Annotated in this window: 15 protein-coding genes and 1 pseudogene; 6 read left to right on the forward strand and 10 right to left on the reverse strand. The window is 67.8% G+C overall.

Annotated elements, in window-relative coordinates:
* The first annotated feature begins 239 nt into the window (after positions 1-239).
* Entirely contained in the window at positions 240-2,687 is a 2,448-nt protein-coding gene (locus D3654_RS05935) for a polysaccharide lyase 8 family protein (protein WP_245413105.1), read from the forward strand.
* Positions 2,688-2,772: 85 nt separating this feature from the next.
* On the opposite strand, the gene gabT is transcribed toward D3654_RS05935, so the two are convergent.
* Positions 2,773-4,128, reverse strand: a complete 1,356-nt coding sequence (gene gabT / locus D3654_RS05940; RefSeq protein WP_120520604.1) for a 4-aminobutyrate--2-oxoglutarate transaminase — start codon at positions 4,126-4,128, stop codon at positions 2,773-2,775.
* Positions 4,129-4,170: 42 nt separating this feature from the next.
* Positions 4,171-5,601, reverse strand: a complete 1,431-nt coding sequence (locus tag D3654_RS05945) for a gamma-aminobutyraldehyde dehydrogenase (RefSeq protein ID WP_120520619.1) — start codon at positions 5,599-5,601, stop codon at positions 4,171-4,173.
* A gap of 179 nt (positions 5,602-5,780) precedes the next feature.
* On the opposite strand from D3654_RS05945, the gene D3654_RS05950 reads away from it, so the two are divergent.
* From D3654_RS05950 to D3654_RS05965, 4 genes are all read left to right on the forward strand, one after another.
* Positions 5,781-7,223 carry a PucR family transcriptional regulator gene (locus D3654_RS05950; protein WP_120520605.1) on the forward strand — a complete coding sequence of 481 codons (1,443 nt, stop codon included), beginning with the start codon at positions 5,781-5,783 and terminating at the stop codon, positions 7,221-7,223.
* A gap of 121 nt (positions 7,224-7,344) precedes the next feature.
* On the forward strand, positions 7,345-8,055 hold the full coding sequence (locus tag D3654_RS05955) for an ArsR/SmtB family transcription factor (protein WP_120520606.1): 711 nt from the start codon (positions 7,345-7,347) through the stop codon (positions 8,053-8,055).
* A 10-nt stretch (positions 8,056-8,065) separates the two neighbouring features.
* The gene (locus D3654_RS05960) at positions 8,066-9,304 is read left to right on the forward strand and encodes an MFS transporter (protein WP_120520607.1); all 1,239 of its coding nucleotides are present in this window, start codon (positions 8,066-8,068) and stop codon (positions 9,302-9,304) included.
* A complete protein-coding gene (locus D3654_RS05965) occupies positions 9,301-9,981 on the forward strand; it encodes a FadR/GntR family transcriptional regulator (RefSeq protein WP_120520608.1) in 681 nt (226 codons plus the stop codon). The genes D3654_RS05960 and D3654_RS05965 overlap by 4 nt, the downstream gene beginning before the upstream one ends.
* 34 nt (positions 9,982-10,015) lie before the next feature.
* Here D3654_RS05965 and D3654_RS05970 read toward each other — a convergent pair whose 3' ends face one another.
* The 5 genes from D3654_RS05970 to D3654_RS05990 form a co-directional block, all read right to left on the reverse strand.
* Complete coding sequence (locus D3654_RS05970; protein WP_120520609.1) at positions 10,016-11,374, reverse strand: MBL fold metallo-hydrolase; 1,359 nt, start codon at positions 11,372-11,374, stop codon at positions 10,016-10,018.
* Positions 11,375-11,459: 85 nt separating this feature from the next.
* On the reverse strand, positions 11,460-12,926 hold the full coding sequence (locus D3654_RS05975) for an FAD-dependent oxidoreductase (RefSeq protein ID WP_120520610.1): 1,467 nt from the start codon (positions 12,924-12,926) through the stop codon (positions 11,460-11,462).
* A 45-nt stretch (positions 12,927-12,971) separates the two neighbouring features.
* Positions 12,972-14,228 (reverse strand): uroporphyrinogen-III C-methyltransferase, encoded by a 1,257-nt coding sequence (gene cobA / locus D3654_RS05980; protein ID WP_120520611.1) that lies wholly within the window; start codon positions 14,226-14,228, stop codon positions 12,972-12,974.
* A 105-nt stretch (positions 14,229-14,333) separates the two neighbouring features.
* A complete protein-coding gene (locus D3654_RS05985; RefSeq protein ID WP_120520612.1) occupies positions 14,334-15,377 on the reverse strand; it encodes an LLM class flavin-dependent oxidoreductase in 1,044 nt (347 codons plus the stop codon).
* A gap of 146 nt (positions 15,378-15,523) precedes the next feature.
* A complete protein-coding gene (locus D3654_RS05990) occupies positions 15,524-16,222 on the reverse strand; it encodes a helix-turn-helix transcriptional regulator (RefSeq protein WP_120520613.1) in 699 nt (232 codons plus the stop codon).
* A 73-nt stretch (positions 16,223-16,295) separates the two neighbouring features.
* On the opposite strand from D3654_RS05990, the gene D3654_RS05995 reads away from it, so the two are divergent.
* Entirely contained in the window at positions 16,296-17,030 is a 735-nt protein-coding gene (locus D3654_RS05995) for an alpha/beta fold hydrolase (protein ID WP_120520614.1), read from the forward strand.
* A gap of 197 nt (positions 17,031-17,227) precedes the next feature.
* Here D3654_RS05995 and D3654_RS06005 read toward each other — a convergent pair whose 3' ends face one another.
* From D3654_RS06005 to D3654_RS20750, 3 genes and pseudogenes are all read right to left on the reverse strand, one after another.
* Positions 17,228-18,157 carry an ABC transporter permease gene (locus D3654_RS06005; RefSeq protein WP_120520616.1) on the reverse strand — a complete coding sequence of 310 codons (930 nt, stop codon included), beginning with the start codon at positions 18,155-18,157 and terminating at the stop codon, positions 17,228-17,230.
* Complete coding sequence (locus D3654_RS06010; RefSeq protein ID WP_120520617.1) at positions 18,147-18,890, reverse strand: ABC transporter ATP-binding protein; 744 nt, start codon at positions 18,888-18,890, stop codon at positions 18,147-18,149. Before D3654_RS06010 ends, D3654_RS06005 begins: the two co-directional genes overlap by 11 nt.
* A 46-nt stretch (positions 18,891-18,936) precedes the next feature.
* Positions 18,937-19,083 (reverse strand): annotated as a pseudogene (locus D3654_RS20750) (sulfonate ABC transporter substrate-binding protein); the annotation flags it as partial.

Genomic DNA, 19,083 nt, shown 5'->3' on the forward strand with positions numbered 1-19,083 from the left:
AATTACCCCTCTTTGGGTAGCTCGGCAACGGCAATTCCGTAGGGTGAACTCTACGGTTTCCGCCGCTGGCTGCCCAGTGTCCCGGGTGGCGTGCCGCGGTTGCATGTCAGAGCGTTCTGAGCACTTTTGTTCATTTGCATTGAGGGTGCACAGATCCGGACATAACGTGACCCCGATCACCCTTCTTTGCTCGCCGGCCATTCCCGGGGCAAAGATTCCCCCACGACCCGGAGGCACGCTTGTCCCCCTTCAAACAGTCCCCCTTCGAACTGAACCGCCGTACCCTCCTCACCGTGATGGGAGCCGCAGCAATGTTCGCCGGCACCGCACAGACCGCCGCCGTCGCCAGCGAAAACCCGCTGGCGGACCTCATCGCGCGCCGCCGTTTGATGTTGGCCGGCGACGGCAGCGCCGCCACCGTCCCGGAACTCGCCGCGGCCCTGGACGCCATGAGTGCGAGCGCCGCTGCCGCCCGGAATTCCATGATCGTGCCGAGCGGCACCTCGGGGCTGTGGGCGGACCTGCCCCTCACCGGAATCGGCAGCGCAGCGGCCGCCACCGGCAACATGGGCGTGAGCTTCAACCGCGTCTACGAGCTCGCCCTGGCCTACAGCACCACAGGCTCAGCACAGCACGGTGATGCCGCCCTCGCGGCGGAACTGGTGTCCGCACTGTCCTACCTGAGCACCACGGCGTATAAGGTAGGCATGCCTGCCGCGGGCAACTGGTGGTTCTGGGAAATCGGTGTGCCCCGCAAGGCCGCGGACATCCTGGTCCTGCTGTACGACGTCGTCCCGGCCGAACTGCGCACCGCCCTGATGGCCGCGGTCCGCTACTTCACGCCGAACCCCAACTGGCGTGGCAAGGGCACCAGCTTCGCCGAAACCGGTGCGAACCGGACGGACAAGGCGCTCTCCTGCGCCCTGCGCGGCATGCTGGACGGACGCCCCGACGAGGTCGCGCTGGCCCGCGACGCCCTGAGCGACACCGTGGGCGGCGGCCGGAACAGTGTGTTCGGCTACGTCACCAGCGGCGACGGCTTCTACACCGACGGCTCCTTCGTCCAGCACACGTACCTGCCCTACGTGGGCACCTACGGCGTGGTGACGCTCGGCGGCATCGCCGAGATCCTTGGCCTGCTGGGCGGCAGCGTCTGGGATGTCACGGACCCGAAGAAGTCCGTGGTCCTGGACGCCGTGGAAGCCTCCTACGCCCCGTTCATCTGGAACGGCCGGATGATGGACGCCGTGCGCGGCCGTGCCGTGTCCCGGCAGAAGAACCCCGACTACGTGGACGGCGCCGCCGCCCTGACCACCATCCTCCTGCTGGCACCCGGCGCCGGCGAGCCGTACCGCGGCCGCTACCTCTCGCTCGTCAAGGGCTGGCTGCAGCGCGCCAGCCTCACCTTGTACGGACTGCCGGGCCAAAGCATCGCCAAGTCCCTGCTGGTGACGTCCGCGCTGGCCGACACCGCCGTCGTCGCCGCCCCCGCACCGGTGTACACGAAGGCGTTCGGGGACCAGGACCGCCTGGTCCACCACCGCCCGGGCTTCAGCGCGGTGGTCAACATCTCCTCGAAGCGGATCGGCCGCTACGAATGGGGCAACTTCGAGAACAACCTCGGCTGGTACCAGGGCGACGGACTGACCTTCTACTACATCCCGGCCGCCCCGGACCAGTACAGCGCCGACTTCTGGCCCACCGTGGACCCCTACCGGCTGCCCGGCACCACCGTGACGGCGGAGCCCCGGCAGAGCGGTGCCGCGAACGGCACGGGCATCCCCCGGGCGTTCCAGGCCTTCGCCGGCGGCCTGGACCTCGACGGCCGCTGGGGCATCCAGGGCATGGACCACCTGAACTTCAACAAGACCCTCAGCGCCCGGAAGTCCTGGTTCTTCCTGGACGACAAAGTGGTGTGCCTGGGCGCCGGGATCACCTCGGCGTCCGGGTACCAGGTGTTCACCACCGTGGACAACCGCTCCTTCGCGCCCGGCACCGTGCCGGAGATCCGTACCGACAGCCGGAACCGCGTCCTGGCGGTGGGCGGCGCCGCCGTCAAGGCCAGGCGCAACGTGCACATCATGGGGCACGGCGGCTACGTCTTCCTCCCAGGGGAAAACGTCAGCGGCGACATCGATGTGCAGGTAACCCGCCGCACCGGCGACTGGAAGAGCATCAACTCCGGCTCGGACACCGGCGGCAACGAGGAAACCAAGACCCGCGATTACGTCACCATCACCCACCACCACGGCACGGACCCGCAGGGCGGCGGCTACGCCTACATTGCCTTCCCCGGCGCCGGGCACCAAGTGACCTTCACGGAATCCGACGAACCGAGCATCACGGTCCTGGCCAACAACGCCACCGCCCAGATGGTCCGGGACGCCAGCCAGGGCCTGCTGCTTGCGAACTTCTTCGCCGCCACCCCAGCTGGGCAGCCGGTCCGGGGCGTCACCAGCAGCGGTCCGTGCTCGCTCGCGGTCCGCGAGGAGACCGGGAAGGTGACGGTTGCGCTCTCGGACCCGAGCCGCACCCAGCCCCTCGCCCGGGTGACGCTCGACGGCGTGGCGGCCTCCGCCGTCGTCGACTCCGATCCGGGGGTCACGCTCATCGGCACGGCACCGCTGACCCTGGAGTTCGCGCTCGACGGGCACGGTCACTCGAAGCGGGTGGTTCTCTCCCGCTAGGAGTTAACGCAAAGAGCGGACACAGGATCGCTGTGTCCGCTCTTTTGCGAGGCCAGACGTCTTTGTCCGTCTGGAGGACTATTGGCTAGGCGTGGGCCTTGATGGCCTTGGCCAGGACGTCGAGGCCGTCCAGCAGCACGTCGTCGCTGATGACCAGCGCCGGCAGCAGGCGGATGACGTTTCCGTAGGTGCCGCAGGTGAGGATGATGACACCCTCGGCGAGGCAGGCGGCGGCAACGGCCTTGGTCAGTTCCGGGTTCGGTTCCTTGGAGCCGGGCTGCACGAGCTCGATGGCCAGCATCGCGCCGCGGCCGCGGATGTCGCCGATCACGGAAACTTCCGAAGCCAGTTCGCGGAGCTTGCCGAAGGCCAGCTCTTCGATGTGGCGGGCACGGGCGTTGAGGTCGTACTGCTCCATGGTGCCGATGGCAGCGAGGGCTGCGGCGCAGGCAACCGGGTTGCCGCCGTAGGTGCCGCCCAGGCCGCCCGGGTGGACGGCGTCGAGCAGGTCTGCGCGGCCGGTGATGGCGGACAGCGGCATGCCGCCGGCGATGCCCTTGGCCATGGTGATGATGTCCGGGACAACACCTTCGTGGTTCACTGCGAACCATTCACCGGTGCGGCAGAAGCCGGACTGGACCTCGTCGGCGATGAAGACGATGCCCTTTTCCTTGGCCCAGGCGGCCAGGGCCGGGAGGAAGCCCTCGGCCGGGACGATGAAGCCGCCCTCGCCCTGGATCGGCTCGATGATGATCGCGGCAACCTGGTCGCCGCCGATCTGCTTCTCGATGGCGAGGATGGCGCGCTTGGCCGCCTCGGCGCCGGTGATCTCCGGGTTTTCCTCGCGGAACGGGTAGCTCATCGGCATGCGGTAGACCTCGGGCGCGAACGGGCCGAAGTTGGTCTTGTACGGCATGGCCTTGGCGGTGAGCGCCATGGTCAGGTTGGTGCGGCCGTGGTAGGCGTGGTCGAAAGCGACGACGGCGTCACGGCCGGTGGCGAGGCGGGCCACCTTGACGGCGTTTTCCACGGCTTCGGCGCCGGAGTTGAACAGCACGGTGCGCTTTTCGTGGTCACCCGGGGTGAGGCGGTTCAGCTGCTCGGCGACGGCGACGTAGCCCTCGTAGGGGGTCACCATGAAGCAGGTGTGGGTGAAGTGCGCGGTGGCTTCCTGGACGGCGGCGACGACGGCGGGGTCGGAGGCGCCGACGCTCGTCACGGCAATGCCGGAGCCGAGGTCGATGAAGGAGTTGCCGTCGACGTCGCGGATGATGCCGCCGTCGGCGTCCTCAACGTAGACCGGGACGCCGGAGGCGACACCGGCGGCGACGACGGCGGAGCGGCGGGCGGCCAGTTCCTGGGACTTCGGGCCCGGGAAGGCGCCGTTGATGTTGCGCTTCTGCTCAAGGCGGTAAGTGAGCTCAGGTGCGGTTGCAGTCATTGGTGTTTCTTTCTTTGCTGAATCTCGAAAAGTCTCGGGTTTTCAGGCGTCGAGGGAGGACATGACGTGCTTGATGCGCGTGTAGTCTTCGACGCCGTACATGGAGAGGTCCTTGCCGTAGCCGGACTGCTTGAAGCCGCCGTGCGGCATTTCAGCGGTCAGCAGGATGTGGGTGTTGATCCACACTGCGCCGAAGTCCAGGTCGCGGCTGACGCGCATGGCGGTGCCGTGGTCGGTAGTCCAGACGCTGGAGGCCAGGGCGTATTCGACGTCGTTGGCCAGCTCGACGGCCTCGGCCTCGGTGGTGAACTTCTGGACCGTGATGACCGGGCCGAAGGTTTCCTTCTGGACGATGTCATCGTCCTGGTGGGCACCGGTGATGATGGTGGGTTCGAAGAAGAAGCCCTTCTCACCCGCGCGGTGGCCGCCGGTTTCGATCTTGCAGTGCGCCGGGATGTGCTCCACCACGGAGCTGACGGCGTTGAAGTGGTTCACGTTGTTCAGCGGGCCGAAGTAGTTGTCTTCGTCGTTCTGCGAACCGGTCTGCAGCGTCTTGGTGTGTTCGACCATCGCCGAGACCACCTCGTCGTGGACCGAGTCCTCGATCAGCACGCGGGTGATGGCAGTGCAGTCCTGGCCGGCGTTGAAGAAGGCGAACTCGGCGATGGCCGCGGCGCTCTTCTTGATGTCGGCGTCCTTGAACACGATGGCCGGGGCCTTGCCGCCGAGCTCCAGGTGGGCGCGCTTGAGGCCTTTCGCCGCGCTCGAGGCGACCGCGATGCCGGCACGCACGGAACCGGTGATGGACACCAGGCCGGGAACCTTGTGCTCGGTCATCAGGCTGCCGGTGGCAGCGTTGCCGAGGACCACGTTGACCACGCCGGCCGGGAAGATCCCGCCGATCAGGCGGGCCAGCACCAGGGTGGATTCGGGGGTGGTGTCCGAGGGCTTGAGGACCACGGTGTTGCCCGCGGCCAGGGCCGGGCCGAGCTTCCAGATTGCCATCAGGAAGGGGTAGTTCCACGGGGCCACCTGGGCCACGACGCCGATCGGTTCGCGGCGCACGTAGGAGGTGTGGCCCTCGAAGTACTCGCCGGCGGACTTGCCCTCGAGCAGGCGCGCGGCGCCGGCGAAGAAGCGGAGCTGGTCCGCGCCCGCGGCGACTTCCTCGGAGGCGATCAGGGAGCGGACCTGGCCGGTGTTGCGGTGCTGGGCTTCAACAAGCTCATCGCTGTTGGCCTCGACGGCGTCGGCGAGCTTGAGGAGCAGCAGCTGGCGCTGGCCGGGGGTCACGTGCTTCCACGTGGTGAATGCTTCCTTGGCCGCGTTCATGGCGGCGTCGATATCCGCGGACACCGAAATGGGCGACTTTGCGACCACTTCGCCGTTCGTCGGGTTCACGACGTCCAGCAGCTCGGTGCCTGCGGGCGTGACGAACTCCCCGTTGATGAAGTTCTGCAAGGTTTGGACCACGGTGTACAACCCTCTTTCGGTGTCTAGGTGTTGTTGGCAGCACGGTGCTGTCTACAGCTGGGTGTTGTTTACAGCACATTCGAGCCTAAGCCAGCGCCTCGCTGTAAGGAATAGCCAGCTGCACACCCGGCGCAGGCGCTCTTAGTGCGAATGACCAGAGCAGGGCTATCCTTTTTTCCATGGCAATGTCCCTCGCCGCGCTGCTGGCCGTACAGTCCTTGAACCTCCGGAAGGCGGGGCTCGCGGAGACCACCTGGAACTCCGACATCCGCTGGGTGGCGGTAACAGAGCTGGAGGATCCGCAGCGTTTCCTCAACGGCGGCGAACTAATCCTCACCACGGGCCTGCGGCTCAACGGCGCCACGGAACAGCGCCGCTTCGTGCGCCAGGTGCAGCGCGCCGGCGCTGTCGGCATCGGCTTCGGCACAGGCCTGAGCCACGAAAGCGTCCCGCCGGCGCTGGTCGCGGAGGCCAACCGCTGGGGTTTGCCGCTGGTGGAAGTGCCCTACGAAACCCCGTTCATCGCCATCGGCAAGCTCGTGGCCGATTCCCAGTCCGCCGACCACTACTCCAAACTGGAGCGCCTCATCGCCGGCCACCAGATCCTGGCCCGCGCACTGCTCACCGGCGGCGGGCTCGGCGAACTGCTCAAGCAGCTGGGCAGCATGCTGCGCACCGACGTCGCGCTCACCCAGTTCAGCGCCCAGCTCTACAACAGCGCCCCGGGCGCCCCGGCCCCGACCACCGAAAACTGGTCCTCCTACCCGATCCCCACCGGCCGGCGCGACGCCTGCACGCTCTGGCTGCGCCACCCTTTCGGCGACACGGGAATCATCGGCTACGCGCAGAACCTCATCAGCGTCGAGCTGAACAACATGGTCAAGCAGCGCCAGAGCCAGCGGGCCCTGGCGGGGCAGGTGCTGGACGACGTCATCCACGGCACGTTGGACACGATCGAGGCGGCACGCCGCCTCGCCGGCGTCGGGATCAACAGCACACGCAAGAACGTGGTTCTGCTGGCGGTGTCCAGCGCCCACCACAAACAGCTCGGCAGCACCTCCCTGCCGCAATCGCTCGACGGGGCGGTGAGCGCCGTCGTCGGGAAGGACCTCGTGACGGTGGTGCCCGACGACGGCACCTCCGCGAGCGCGCTGGCCAAGGACCTTAGCGAGCACCTGCTGGAAGCCGGGATCCACGCGCTGATCGGGATAGGCGGCGCGTACACGAAGCCCAACGGCGTGCGGTGGAGCTACTTCGAGGCCCGCGACGCCGTAGCCCACGGCCTGCCCGTCAACGAACCCGAACGGCTCAGCCTCACGTCGCTGCTGCTGGCCAGCGAGGACGTTCCGCTGGCGGACATGGCCGCCGAAGCCCTCACTCCCCTGCAGAAGTTCGACGCCGCGCACGGCTCCGAACTCGTGGCCACTCTGGAGAGCTACCTGAACCACAACGGCTCGGTGGCGGCAGTGGCCGAGGCCCTGACGCTACACCGCAACACCGTGCGGTACCGGCTGGCGCAGATCACCGAACTGAGCGGCTACGACCCCTCGCAGACCCCTGACCGTGTGCAGCTGTGGCTGGCCCTGGCCGTGCAGCGGCTCGGCGCCCGCCAGCCGCGCTAGGGCGCGATCTTTGACCTCGGCTTCAAGGTCGGCGCGGTCGACGGTGAACACTTGAACATCACTCCCGGCAGGCATATGTTGTCAAGTACTTACTTGAATAAACCTGCGGCAGGGGCAACACATGGGCGACCGGAAAGCCAAGGATGATCTGTTCGACGCACTCGCTTCCGTAGCGAAGGTCCTGGGCAGCGGCAGGCGGGCCGAGATTGTGGACGTCCTCGCCCAAGGCGAACGTCCGGTGGACGAAATAGCCCAGGAAATCGGGCAAAGCATCGCCAACACCTCGCAGCACCTCCAGCTCCTGCTGCGCTCCGGCCTGGTGCACTCGCGCCGGGACGGCACCCGGATCTACTACCGCCTCAGCGGACCCGGCGTGGCCCAGCTCTGGGCGGCCGTCCGGCTCGTCGCCTCGGACCATCTTGCAAACCTCAGCGACCTCGCGGCCGCCTATCTCGGGGACAGATCCGCACTGAGCACGCTGACCCGTACCGAGCTGAAGGACCGGATGGACGGCGGGGACGTGATCGTGCTTGACGTCCGCCCCGAGCCGGAGTTCCGGTCAGGGCACATCAGCGGCGCCGTTTCGATCCCGGTGAAGGAGCTGGCCGAACGGCTCCAGGACCTGCCGGAGGGCGTCACCGTCGCCGCTTACTGCCGCGGCCCGTACTGCGTGTTCGCCGATGAAGCCGTCAGGACGATGCACCGGCACGGCATTCCCGCCGTCAGGCTCGAGGACGGATATCCCGAATGGGAAGCGGCGGGCCTGCCGGTGGAGACGGGCAACGGGAGAGGTTCGCCACAAAACTCGACGGAGAAAACGTCAAACGTCTAACCTTTAGAGCATGGCGACTTCGATACCTTCACAGACCCTGCCCCCGTCCGCCCTGCCAAAACGCAAGCTCGTCGTCGTCGCCGGCGTCGTGGCGGTTGCCCTGATCGGACTGAATCTGCGCGCCGGGATCACCAGCGCCGCCTCGCTCTTCCACGAGCTGCAGGTGGTCCTGGGCTACGGGCCGGTGGTCGCCTCGATCCTGCCCACCATCCCCCTGCTGTGCTTTGCCTTCGCCGGAATGGCCACGCCCTGGCTGGTCCGGAAGACCGGCGTCGAGAAGGCCATCATGGTTTCCCTCGCCCTGCTGGCCGGCGGGCTGCTTGTGCGCGGCGTCCCCACCACGGGCGCCCTGCTGGCCGGGACCGTGCTGGCCATGTGCGGGCTCGCCGTCTGCAACGTGGCCATGCCCGTATTCATCCGCGAGCACTACGCCGCGAAGACCCCGGTGATGACCGGCCTGTACACCTTCACCATGTCCGGCGGCGCTACCATCGCCGCCTCGGTGAGCGTTCCGATGGCGCAGCAGTTCGGCTCGCCGTCGCTCGGCCTGGCCGCCTGGGGAATCCTGGGCGTCGCCGCCCTGCTGGGCTTCCTTCCCATGGTGGTGCACACCCACCGCAAGTCCGCCCGCAAGGACGCCGAGCGCGTGTCCATGTGGCCCATGCTGCGCACCCGGCACGGCCTGCTGATCACCGCGGTGTTCACCTTCCAGGGGTTCCTGGCGTACGGCGTAATGAGCTGGTTCGCCTACCTGCTGACCAACCGCGGACTCGGTGCCACCGAAAGCGGCCTGCAGTTCGGCCTGATGCAGATCGTCTCCGTGTTCGCCGGGATGGCGCTGCTCGCCTTCGGCTCCCGCCCGGGCATGCTGCGCCCCGCGTTCTACCTGGCCAGCACCACCACCCTGGCCGGCATTGTGGCCATGCTGCTGCTCCCTGTTACGTGGGCCGCCGCGCCGGCCGTGCTGACCGGCTTCGGCCTCGGCATCTTCCCGCTGGTCCTGATGGTGATCAGCCGCAGCGGACGCTCGACGGCGGAAACCACCGCACTCTCCACTGTGGCCCAATCGCTGGGCTACTTGATCGCGGCGGCAGGACCGTTCGGCGTCGGGCTGCTGCACAGCGCGAGCGGCGGCTGGACGCTGCCCCTCGGCCTGCTGGTCGTGGCGTCCCTCGCCCTGATGGTTTCCAGCCACCTGTTGACCGCCAAGGGCGTCCTGCCCCAGGCCGCACGGAAGAGCGTCTCATGAGCCTGACCCCTGTGCACCGCCCCGTCCTCGCCGACGAGGTCACCGACCGCCTCCGCACCATGATCCAGTCCGGCGAATGGCCCCTGGAGGAACGGATTCCCGCCGAACCGGAACTGATGGCCCGGCTCTCGGTCTCACGCGGCACACTGCGCGAAGCGATCAAGGCGCTGGCGCACAGCGGCATGCTGGAAGTCCGCCGGGGTGACGGCACGTACGTGCGCGCCACGAGCGAGATGTCCGGAGTTGCGCGGCGCATGTACAAGGACCACACCCCACAGCATGTCCTGGAGGTCCGGCTGGCCTTGGACACCCAGGCCGCACGCCTGGCCGCGGGCAACGCCGCGGCCGCGGACCTCGAGGCGATGCGCGGGCTGCTCCGCACCTGGCGGGAGGCCTGGGCGGCCGGGGACTACGACACCTGGGCGAAGGCCGACTGGGCGTTCCATGACCTGGTGGCCAAGGCCTCCGGAAATCCGCTGCTGCATGAGCTCTACGCCAGTTTCAGCGGCGCCATGCACGCAGACCTCCTCATCCAGCGCCAGCGGGCCGGCTTCAACGGGGTCCCGTCGGCGGGCCATGAGGAACTCATCGATGCCCTCGAGGCACGGGACGCCGCGGCCGCCGTCGAAAGCGTCAACCGGAACCTGGACTCCTGCGCGGAGTGGCTCGGGCAATAATCCGGCTCAACAGACCGGCGCAACCGCCGGTGGTTCAGCCGCTGACCGTGCCCGGAGCGTCGCGGAAGCGGGCATCGATCAGCACCACGTCATGCCCTTCCCGGTGCAGGAGGCTGGCCGCGATGCCGGCCCGGTACCCGGAGTTGCAGTGCACCCAGGTACGGACTTCCGGCAGTTCCGGGAGGCGGGCCAGCACCTCGTGCACGGGCACGTTCACGGCGCCGGACACATGCGAGGCCGCGAACTCGTCGGCACGGCGGACGTCCAGCAGCGTATCCCCCGCCGCGCGGTCGCGGAGGAACCCTTCCCAATCTGTCCGCGGATAGCCGACCAGCGGGACGCCCGGGGCCAGGGCTCCGGAGTCCTCGCCGACGGCGGCGTCCGGTGAGTCGATGCCGATCCGGGCGAGATCGCGGACGGCCCGTTCGACGTCGGACAGGGACCCTACCAGCGTGAGCGGCTGCTGCCACGGCAGTACCCAGCCCAGGTAGCTGGTGAAGCTGGAGCCGCTGCCGTATTCGAAGCTCGCGCTGCCCAGCAGGTGGCTGGCCGCGAACGCCACCCGGTTCCGCAGGTCCACCACCCATTCGCCCGCCTCGAGCCTGCGCCGCAGCTCGCCGGGATCGACATTGTCCGGGACAGCCAACGACGCCGGCCCGGGCCCTGCTTCGTTGAGCGGACGCATGTGCGCGTAGTAGGAGGGGTAGGCCGACACGGCGGCCAGCAGCCCGGCCACGAAGTGGCCCTCGTCGGGGTCGGTCAGGGCGTGGTTGGACGCGAGCTGCTCGGCGATGGTGGAGGCGTGCTGGCGGCTTGCGGGACCGGTGGAACAGAAGGAGCCGAAGCCGTGGGTCGGGTAGAGCTCCGCATCCGGACCTGCGACCTCAGCGAGCCTGCGCACCGAGGCGTACTGCTCGCGGGCGAGTCCCGCAGTGTCGGAGGCTGACACAAGGTCCGTGCGGCCGACGGAACCGTACAACAGGCTGCCGCCGGAAAACACGGCCCGGCGTCCGGCGTCGGGGCCGTCCGTCTCCTCCACGACATAGGCGAGGTGGGTGTGGGTGTGTCCCGGGGTGGCCAGGACCCTCACGGACAGGCGGCCCACACGGAAGACCTGCCCGTCCCGGACCGGCTCGCGCTCGAAGGCGACGGCATCGGCGGTGTTGACCAGGTACCGGGCCGCGTGCTTCCCGGCGAGGACCAGTCCGCCGGAGACGTAGTCGTTGTGGATGTGGGTTTCGGCGACGTGGGTGATGGCGACGCCGGCGCTGCGGGCGGCGGCTTCGATGCGGTCGGTGTCGCGCTGGGGGTCGATGACCAGTCCCACCGCGCCGTCATGGACGAGGTAGCTGCGGTCCCCGAGCGGGGTCGTTTCGATGACGACGACGTCCATACCTCAGGTTAAAGCAACGCGGGGTCGGATAGGGCCCATCCGGACGACCGGAATGGGCGCTACCTGACCCCGCGTTCTGTCTGGCTTAGACGTTGGCGGCGACGCCGTCGCGGGAGATGTCCACCATCTCTTCGCGCGGGACAACCTTGATGCGTTCGCGCTGGACCTCGACACCGTGGGAGGTGCCGGCCTCGGAGGCTGCCGCGCCGAGGGCGAGCTCATGGGCATCCAGTGCCAGCCAGCCTTCCCAGCTGGTGTACTTCACGCCGCGGGCGTCGAGCAGTTCGACGACGGCGCCGGCCTCGGGAGCCTCGGCGAACGGCAGGTTGCCGCGGTCTTCCAGGAGGTAGGTGACGGTCTCCAGGGCGTCGCCCTTGGTGTGGCCGATGAGGCCGACCGGGCCGCGCTTGATCCAACCGGTGGCGTACAGGCCGGGGACGTGCTGGCCGTCGGCGTCCAGGACGCGGCCGCCGTCGTTGGTGATGACGCCCTTCTTGTGGTCGAACTCGACATCCGGCAGGGCCGAACCGAAGTAGCCGATGGCACGGTAGACGGCCTGGACCGGGTAGTCGATGAACTCGCCGGTGCCGCGGGCGTTGCCGGTGCCGTCCAGTTCGGTGCGCTCGAACTTGATGCCTGCCACCTTGCCGGGGGTTTCCGCGGAGTCCACGATCTCCACCGGGCTGTGCAGGAAGTGCAGGTGCAGGCGGCGGGAGGCCTTGAGCTCGGAGAGGTCCTCGGGCTGCTCGGCGATCCAGTTGGTGAGGGTGCCCACCATGGTCTTGGTCTGGTTGTTGCTCTGGACCTGGCGGTCGGATTCCTCGTCGAACTCGAAGTCCTCGGCGTAGAGGATGATGTCCACGTCCTTGGAGTGCGAGAGTTCGCGCAGTTCCAGCGGGGTGAACTTCACCTGTGCGGGGCCGCGGCGGCCGAAGACGTGGACGTCCGTGACCGGGGAGTTCTTCAGGCCGGCGTAGACGTTGTCCGGGATTTCGGTGACGAGGAGGTCGTCGGCGTGCTTGGAGAGGACGCGGGCCACGTCCAGGGCCACGTTGCCGTTGCCGAGGACGGCGATTTCGGTGGCTTCCAGCGGCCATTCGCGGGAAACGTCCGGGTGGCCGTCGTACCAGGAGACGAAGTCGGCGCCGCCGTAGGAACCGTCGAGTTCGATGCCGGGGATGTTCAGGTCGGCGTCCTTGATGGCGCCGGTGGCGAAGATGACGGCGTCGTAGTGCTTGCGGAGGTCCTCGATGGAGAGGTCCGTGCCGTAGTCCACGTTGCCGAAGAATCGGATGTCGCCGCGGTCCAGTACCTTGTGCAGGGCGTTCACGATGCCCTTGATGCGGGGGTGGTCCGGGGCCACGCCGTAGCGGATAAGGCCGTAGGGCGCCGGGTAGCGGTCGAAGAGGTCGATGCTGACGTTCAGCTCGCCGCTCTTGACGGCTTCGCTCTTGGTGAGGATGTCCGCGGCGTAGACGCCGGCCGGGCCGGAGCCGATGACGGCAACGCGCAGCGGGCGCTCGATGGATCCTACGGTGGTGCTTGATGACACGGCTGTGTTCCTTATCTTCGGCGCGGGACTGTCTTTGGCGCGGGACTAGAGGGCTGCTGCCCGGGGTTTGTTCGGAGTCAAAGTGCTGTAATCGGCGGTCTTGAAGTGTGCGGGGGCGAAGGGGCTGACACGCACGACGTCGCCGATCACCACCACTGCGGGATTGGCCACACCGCTGGCTTCCGCCTGGCCGGCGATGCTTGCCAGGGTGCCGATGGTGACGCGCTGTTCGGGCATATAGCCGTTCTCTACGATACCTACCGGCGTGTCCAGGGGCATTCCGGAGGCTGCGAGGGCGGCCGTGGATTCGCGGAGTTTGGCCACGCCCATGAGCAGGATCACAGTGTGGTCCGGGCGGGCGGGGACTTCGGCGAGTTCCTCGTGGCCCGTCACCACGCTGAAGCCCTTGGCGAGGCCGCGGTGGGTCACCGGAATGCCGGCGGCAGCGGGGACGGAAATGGCGGAGGTGACGCCAGGGACAACCTCGACCTCGACGCCGTTCTGCCGGCAGAATTCGGCTTCCTCGCCGCCGCGGCCCAGCACGTAGGGGTCGCCGCCCTTGAGGCGGACCACGCGGTTGCCCTTGAGGGCCTCCTCCACGAGGATGCGGTTGATGTCGATCTGCGGGACCGGGTGGTGGCCGGGGGTCTTGCCGACCTCGATGATGCGGACCTCGGGTGCCAGTTCCTTGAGCAGTTCGCGGGGGCCGAGTCGGTCTGCGACGACGACGTCGGCCTGTGCCAGGAGCCGGCGGCCGCGGACGGTGATGAGCCCGGTGTCGCCGGGACCGCCGCCCACGAGGGCGACGGAACCTTGGTGCGCGCGCTTGCGGCGCAGCGGCAGGTCGCCGGTCTCCAGGGCGGTGGCGACGGCGTCCCGCAGGGCCATCGCGCGGCGCGGGTCTCCGCCGGCGTTGATGGCGATCTTCACGTCATCCACAACCGCGACGGCGGGAGTCCAGGCGGCGGAGGCTTCGTGGTCGGAGGCGTTGACGCACCAGATGCGCTGCGCCTCGGCGTCGGCGGCCACTTGGGCGTCCACGGCGGCAACGCCGGTGGCGGTCTGCACGAACCACACGCCGTCGACGTCGGACGAGCGGTAGTCGCGCGCCTCCCAGGCGAGCAGGCCGGCGTCGGCAAGTTCGCGGAGCGCGGGCGAGGCAACGGGCGCGACGACCGTGACCTCGGCCCCGGCGTCGAGCAATCCCTTGGCGCGGCGCGCGGCAACCGGGCCGCCGCCCACCACCAGCACGGGGCGGCCGAGCAGGCGCAGTGCCGTGGGATAGATGTCCTGTATTGCCATGAAAAAACTGTAGGGCCGGGCCGTAACATGCTTCAAAGGCCCGGAAACACCGGTTAACGCTAGGTAATCCTGCGTCACATTGTTACTTGCCCGGCCGCCCCTTCTTCAGGCCTTCACCTTCCAGCCCAGCGCCGGGGCGATGTGCTCGGCGACATTGACCAGGAGCTTGGCGTTGTAGTCGACGCCGAGCTGGTTGGGGACAGTGAGCATGAGCGTGTCGGCGGCCTGCACCGCGGCGTCCCTCGCGAGTTCCTCGGCCAGGGCGTCGGGTTCGCCGATGTAGCTCCGTCCGAAGCGGGACAGGGCACCGTCCAGCATGCCCACCTGGTCACGGCCGTCCACTTGGGCGCGGAGTCCGAAGTAATGCCGGTCCTCGTCGTCCACCACGGGCAGCACGCTGCGGCTGACGGACACCCGCGGCACGAACGTGTGCCCGGCGGCGGCCCAAGCCTCGCGGTAGAGCTGGATCTGTTCGGCCTGCAGCTGGTCGAAGGGAACGCCGGTGTCTTCCGTCAGCAGGGTGGAGCTCATCAGGTTCATACCCTGCTCCGCGGCCCAGACCGCGGTCTTGCGGGTTCCGGCGCCCCACCAAATGCGCTCGGGCAGGCCGGACGAGGTGGGCCGGATGGGCAGCAGGCCGGTGCCGCCGCCGGCGTAGGCCGGGTCCGCAGTCGCTACGCCGCGGCCCGCGATGGCGTGCCGGAAGAGTTCCGTGTGGCGGCGCGCCATGGTTGCCGGGTCCTCGCCGTCGGCAGGCTCGTAGCCGAAGGCGGCGGCGCCGTTGAGGGCCGGTTCGGGTGAGCCGCGGCTGATGCCGAGCTGCAGCCTGCCGCCGCTGATGAGGTCTGTGGCTGCCGCCTCTTCGGCCAGGTAAAGCGGGTTCTCGTAGCGCATGTCGATCACGCCGGTGCCCATCTCGATCCGGCTGGTGCGGGCGGCGATCGCGGACAGCAGGGGAAACGGGGCGGCCTGCTGCCGGGCGAAGTGGTGGACCCTGAAGAAGGCCCCGTCGATCCCGATCTCCTCCGCCGCGACTGCCAGTTCGATGCCCTGCAGCAAGGCGTCCCGGGCGGACTGCACCCTCGAACCTTGGGCGCGGCCCCAATGTCCGAAGGAGAGGAAGCCGATGCGCTGGGGGTGCGGTGTCATGTCCGCGTCAACACGCTCAGGTGCCGGGGAATTCCTGCGGCGGCCTAGCGGTTCCCCGCGGGGCCGGGCGCCAATTAGACAGTTCGTGCATGGATAGACGGCCGCCGTCGTCCAGTTGTACTGACCGGAGACGTTGATTGAGTGGCTCACTCGCCATGACCGTGTACCGGCCTGGCGTTCGTTGGGGGTTCTCCGACCTCGTGGATGGTGTGGCCGGTGCAGGCCGCCTTGGTTACGGTGGCCTGCTCGATGCGCGACACGGTAAACCAGCGCATTGCGTCGCGCATTTGGCACCATCCGATTAAGTACCACTGGCCATTCGTGGAGGCGAACAGCACGGGCTCGACGTCTCGGTTGGTCGTGGCCCCGTTTCCCGATGTGTAGCGAATACGGATTACTCGTTGCTCAGCCATCGCCTCCTCCAATGCCGACTTAACGGCGCGCGAGGACGAGGGCGGCGAGTTGACCCACACACGGCGGGCCAACTCGTCAGCTCTTGCGCGAGTTCTGGGATCGAGGACATCCAGAATCTTGCGGATACCGGCTGCTGCCAGATCAGCGAAGGGGGCATCAGCCGCGGCGGACACAGCAGCCATGAGCGCCACAGCCTGTGCCGGAGACAGGCTGACGGGTGGCAGGGACGCGCCTACAGCCAATCCGTAGCCACCGCCCGGACCTGGGCGCGACCATAGAGGCGCGCCGCTGTTCTCCAGCGCATCGAGGTCTCTCTTGATTGTGCGCACGGACACCTCGAACTCTCCCGCCAACCGCTCGGCGGAGACCCCCCGGGCGCCGCTGCGGCGCAACCTCTCTGACAAGGCATGAAGCCGTTCTGCTCGCTTCACTGCTCAGACCCAGGCAAATTCATGACATAAATAGTGACATGCCGTTGTCCATAGGGCCTGCGAGAGTTGTGGCATGACAAGCACTGTGAGTATTCCGACCATCATTCTCATCGCGGGCCACTGGCTGGGCGCTTGGGCCTGGGATGAAGTTCTTGAACACATGAAGCCCGGCCATCCTCGTGCTATCGCAATGACCCTGCCCGGTCTCGACGCACACGATCCTGAGCGCTCGACTAAGACCCTCGACGCCCAGGCTGAAGCAATCCTGGGCGTAATTACTCAAACCGGTAATCGGCCTGCAATACTCGTTGCCCACAGCGGGGCTAACGCTCCCGTCAGCCTCGTGATGGACCGCTACCCCGAGCTTGTCCACCGGGTAGTGTGGGTCGACTCCGGCCCTGTGGCGACGGGAAGTGTCTTCGCTCCGGACCTCCCGGAGGACGTGGAGGAGCTTCCGCTGCCGCCCTACGACGTCCTTGCACAGCAGGCGAGCCTCGAAGGCCTAAGCGCAGAGGTCCTTGAGCAATTTCGGGCCCGAGCCGTCCCTGAGCCCGGCCCCGTGCTTCGTCAGCCCATCGAACTCACCAACGACGACGCCCGCCGCAAGGTCCGGACGACCCTGGTCTGTTGCTCAATCTCTAGCACGCAGGTGATGGAGCTGGCCCAAACCGGTCATCCCATGTTCACCGAAGTCGCGAACCTTGAACACCTCGACGTCATTGACCTCCCGACGGGCCATTGGCCGATGTGGAGCAGTCCCCGCAACCTCGCCAAGGTCATTCAGGCAGAGGCATCTCGAACCAACTGAACTACACGCACAACCTGAAGGGGGCAGCCGAATCCCGGCTGGCCCCTTTTCCGTTTCCAAGGGAATTCATGACCCACACAACCATCGCCGACCCCACACCGCATGCGGCAGCCAGCCGCCCTTCTCACGATTGATCACCGTGTCCGGTCAGTACATCTAGTGGTGCGGGAACCGTCTAATCGGAGGCCGGTTGGGACTCAGCGGGTGCCGCCTGCCAGCAGGCCGCGGCGCTGCAGGAGCCGCTTCTCGACCGGACCGAAGACCAGCAGTTCGATCAGGATGCCCACGGCGAGGATGAGCAGGATTGCGGTCATCACGGTGGCCATGTCCGAAAGGAGCCGCCCTTGGTCCAGCAGCGAGCCCAAGCCGAAGCCGATGCTGCCGCCGGTGGCGATGATTTCGGCCGCCATGAGGGAACGCCAGGAGAAGGCCCAGCCCTGTTTGAGGCCGCCGATGTAGCCGGGAAGTGCCGCCGGAAGAACGATCTGCAGGGCCATCTGGAGCCGGTTCGCGCCCAGCACCTTGCCCACGCTGCGGTACTGCGGCGGGATCTGGTCCACGCCGGAGATGAGGCCGTTGATGATGGACGGGATGGCGCCCATGAACACCACGAAGTAGACGGTGGCGTCGGTCAGCCCGAACCAGATGATGGCGGCCGGCACCCACGCCACGGACGGCAGCACCTGCAGGCCGGAAATGAGCGGTCCGAAGGCGCGGCGCAACGGTGCCGCCTGCGCCAGCAGCAGGCCCACCGGCGTCGCGATGACCACACTGATCAGGAAGCCGAACAGGCCGCGCTGAAGGGAGGTCCACACCGACTCCTGGACCTTGCCTTCGGACCACAGCACGCCCATCTGGCCCAGCACGTCGAGGGGACCGGGTACCAGGTCGCGGCGCTTCAGGCCGAGCGACACGTAGAACTGCCAGACGAGGATCAGCACCACCAGGGCGGCGATGGGCAGCAGCACACGGCTCCAGTCGATGCCGGCTTTGCGCTGGACATCCGACTGGAGCTTGTCCAGGCCGGCTTCGAGGTCGCGCAGGTCTTCCGGGTTGCCCTTGAGCGCGGGCGAGGTGATGTGCTCACTGGGTTCGGTCACAGTCAGGACGTCCTGTTCAGTTGGCATGGCGGCGGATCTCCTCGCGCAGGCGGCGGGTAATGGTGGCGGTGAGTTCCCCGGCGCTGCCGGCGTCCGTGCGGTGTTCCTCCGTGACGTCCCATTCTGCAACCACGCGGCCCGGCCGGGAAGACAGGAGCAGCACCCGCTGGCCCAGGCGGACGGCTTCGCGCACGTTGTGGGTCACGAACACGATGGTGCGGCCGGTTTCCTTCCAGATCCGTTCCAGTTCATCGTGGAGGAGGTCGCGGGTGATGGCGTCCAGTGCGGCGAAGGGCTCGTCCATGAGCAGCAGCTGCCGGTCCTGCGCCAGCGAACGGGCCAGGGCCACGCGCTGGCGCATGCCGCCGGAGAGCTCGTGGGGGCGCTTGTCCCCCGCCCCGCCGAGGTGCACGAGTTCGAGCAGTTCAGTGGAGCGCGCGCTGCGTTCGGCCTTGCTGCTGCGCCTGCCGGCGTTCTTGTCGGCGAGCTGCAGGGCGAGTTCGATGTTGCCGCGGGCGGTCAGCCACGGGAACAGTGCCGAGTCCTGGAACATGAAGGCGGCGCCGTCGGCCGGCACTTCCAAAGCGCCCGACGTCGGCTGTTCCAGTCCGGCGAGGATGTTCAGCAGGGTGGACTTGCCGCAGCCGGACGCACCGAGGAGGGCGACGAACTCGCCCTTCGCGATGCTGGCGTTGACGTCGTCCAGCACCGGGGCGCCGTCGCCGAAGCGTTTACCCAGATGTTCCAGTACGACTGGCATGATCCCGTCCTTTGTGTTGCTTGGTTGTTGAATGTGCGCCGGTGGTTCAGTCTTTACCGAGGCCTGCGGCTGAGGTCTTCTTGCCGGTGACCTCGTTCAGGGCCCTGAGGTCGAAGATGCCGTTGAGGTCGGCTTGTTTGGTGGTGCCGGCGTCCACGCCGTCCTGGAGCAGCCTCTTGTAGGTCCCGGCCAG

The sequence above is a fragment of the Arthrobacter celericrescens genome (assembly GCF_003614925.1).
In the GTDB taxonomy this organism is placed as follows: Bacteria; Actinomycetota; Actinomycetes; order Actinomycetales; family Micrococcaceae; genus Arthrobacter; species Arthrobacter celericrescens.

Coding starts and splice junctions, on each gene's coding strand:
- cobA (WP_120520611.1), bottom strand. CDS start 14,228: ATGGCAATACAGGACATCTATCCCACGGCACTGCGCCTGCTCGGCCGC.
- D3654_RS06005 (WP_120520616.1), bottom strand. CDS start 18,157: ATGCCAACTGAACAGGACGTCCTGACTGTGACCGAACCCAGTGAGCAC.
- D3654_RS05995 (WP_120520614.1), top strand. CDS start 16,296: ATGACAAGCACTGTGAGTATTCCGACCATCATTCTCATCGCGGGCCAC.
- D3654_RS06010 (WP_120520617.1), bottom strand. CDS start 18,890: ATGCCAGTCGTACTGGAACATCTGGGTAAACGCTTCGGCGACGGCGCC.
- D3654_RS05965 (WP_120520608.1), top strand. CDS start 9,301: ATGAGCCTGACCCCTGTGCACCGCCCCGTCCTCGCCGACGAGGTCACC.
- gabT (WP_120520604.1), bottom strand. CDS start 4,128: ATGACTGCAACCGCACCTGAGCTCACTTACCGCCTTGAGCAGAAGCGC.
- D3654_RS05985 (WP_120520612.1), bottom strand. CDS start 15,377: ATGACACCGCACCCCCAGCGCATCGGCTTCCTCTCCTTCGGACATTGG.
- D3654_RS05960 (WP_120520607.1), top strand. CDS start 8,066: ATGGCGACTTCGATACCTTCACAGACCCTGCCCCCGTCCGCCCTGCCA.
- D3654_RS05970 (WP_120520609.1), bottom strand. CDS start 11,374: ATGGACGTCGTCGTCATCGAAACGACCCCGCTCGGGGACCGCAGCTAC.
- D3654_RS05950 (WP_120520605.1), top strand. CDS start 5,781: ATGGCAATGTCCCTCGCCGCGCTGCTGGCCGTACAGTCCTTGAACCTC.
- D3654_RS05955 (WP_120520606.1), top strand. CDS start 7,345: ATGGGCGACCGGAAAGCCAAGGATGATCTGTTCGACGCACTCGCTTCC.